Source organism: Cellulomonas septica (genome assembly GCF_012396155.1).
Lineage (GTDB): Bacteria > Actinomycetota > Actinomycetes > Actinomycetales > Cellulomonadaceae > Cellulomonas > Cellulomonas septica.
This window is the reverse complement of the sequence record NZ_JAAXOY010000742.1, coordinates 1-1,609: the sequence shown is the minus strand read 5'-3', so window position 1 is coordinate 1,609 and position 1,609 is coordinate 1. Positions and strand designations below refer to the sequence as shown.

Sequence of the window (1,609 nt, the reverse complement as noted above, 5' to 3'; positions counted from 1 at the left end):
GGCGGCCGCCTGGCGTGAGCTGCGGGCTGCCGAGAGCAGCGACCCGACGAGCAGCGCCGCGCCCGCGACCGCGAGCAGCACGATCAGCGCGAGCTGCAGGTCGATCGCGAGCCCCGACGCCCACGCGAGGATCCCCACGCCGATCGCCGCGAGGACGAGGCCCCAGACGACGGTCCCGACCCGCAGCCGTGCCCGCGGCTCCTTCTCCGGCTCCGTGACGGCCGGGGAGGTGACCGTCGCGGAGGTGCCCGACGTGGCCGGCGTCGGACTCGGGGCCGCGGCCGGAAGCGGGGCCGAGACCGGGAGCGGGGTGGAGGCCGGGGCCGGTCGGGACTCCGGCGGGGGCGTCGACAGGCTCGCGAGCTCGTCGATCAGCGGCGGACGAGCGTCCTGGCTCGGCGGGAGCGGGCGGGTGTGCCCGTCCTGCGCGACGGCCGGCTCGTCGTCCCGCACCGGGCGGTCCTTCGTCATGGCCGGCAGCACCTGGGTCTCGTCCGCCACGGGCAGCACCTCGGTCTCGTCCGCCGGAGGCAGCGGCTGGGTCTCGTCCGCCCGGGAGAGGGGCTGGGTCCCGCCCGCCTCGGCCGCGAGGTCTGCGCTCGCCCCGGTCGCCACGCCCCCGTCGTCGGCCACGTCCGCGTCGTCAGCGCGGTCCGCGTCGTCGACCACGTCCGCCTCGTCGGCCGCATCCGTGGCGCCGACGAGGTCCGCGTCGTCGGGCACGTCCGCGTCGTCGGCCGCACCCGTGGCCTCGACCACCTCGGCGTCGTCGGCCACGTCCGTGGCGTCGGCGGCGGTGTTGGTGCGCGGCTCGTCCGTCGGCGGCAGCGGTGCGGTCGCGTCGGGAGCGAGGGCTGCGTCGTCCGGGTCCGTCGCCGGCTCCGGCTGGTGGCGGGTGTCGTCGGTGCTCATGCCTGCTCCTCGATGATCCGGACCTCGCCCGCGCCGACGCTGACGTGCAGCAGGAGCTGGGGGGTCGTGCCGTTGCGGGTCTGCTCGTCCTCGAACCTCTGCTCCGAGATGCCGAGGCCGTCGACGGTGCGCGTCTCGCCGTCGAGCTCCCAGCGGACCGTCCCGACGCCGGCCTCGGCGTCGGCGGCGACGGCCGCGTCGGCCGGGACGACGACGGTGAGGTTGCCGGCGCCGAGCGAGACCGGGACGTCGAGCGTCGTGCTGGTGAGGGGGACGCCGGTCAGGTCGACCACGGCGTCGCCGAACCCGAGGTCGAAGCCGTCGGCGGCGGAGCGGCGGCTGTCCACGACGTAGGTGCCGCTGTCGAGGTGGCGGTCCGGGCCTGTCGTCCACACCCAGTCGTTCGTCTGGGCGGCGCCGACGGGCAGCGCGACGAGGATGCCGACGATCGCGAGGGCGCCGAGCGCGCCGCTGCGGCGGCCGCGCAGGCCCGACACGATGATCCCGAGCCCGGCGAGGACGATGCCGATGCCGAGCGCGGTGAGGGCGACGGGTCCGTCGAAGTCGCCGGTCCAGTCGGCCAGCAGGAGGACCGCGAGCCCGATGAGGCTGAGCGCGACGACCGAGCCGACCATGCCGACGCCGGGACCGAGCACGCGCGGCTTGCGCGGCGCGGGCGGGGGCGGCGGGACGAGCG

At 77.1% G+C, this 1,609-nt stretch carries 2 pseudogenes; both read right to left on the bottom strand.

Going from position 1 to position 1,609, the window contains the following annotated elements:
• Nucleotides 1-912 (bottom strand): annotated as a pseudogene (locus HGA02_RS18755) (hypothetical protein); the annotation flags it as partial.
• Nucleotides 909-1,609: pseudogene (locus HGA02_RS18750) on the bottom strand (LiaF domain-containing protein); the annotation flags it as partial. The pseudogenes HGA02_RS18750 and HGA02_RS18755, both read right to left, overlap by 4 nt.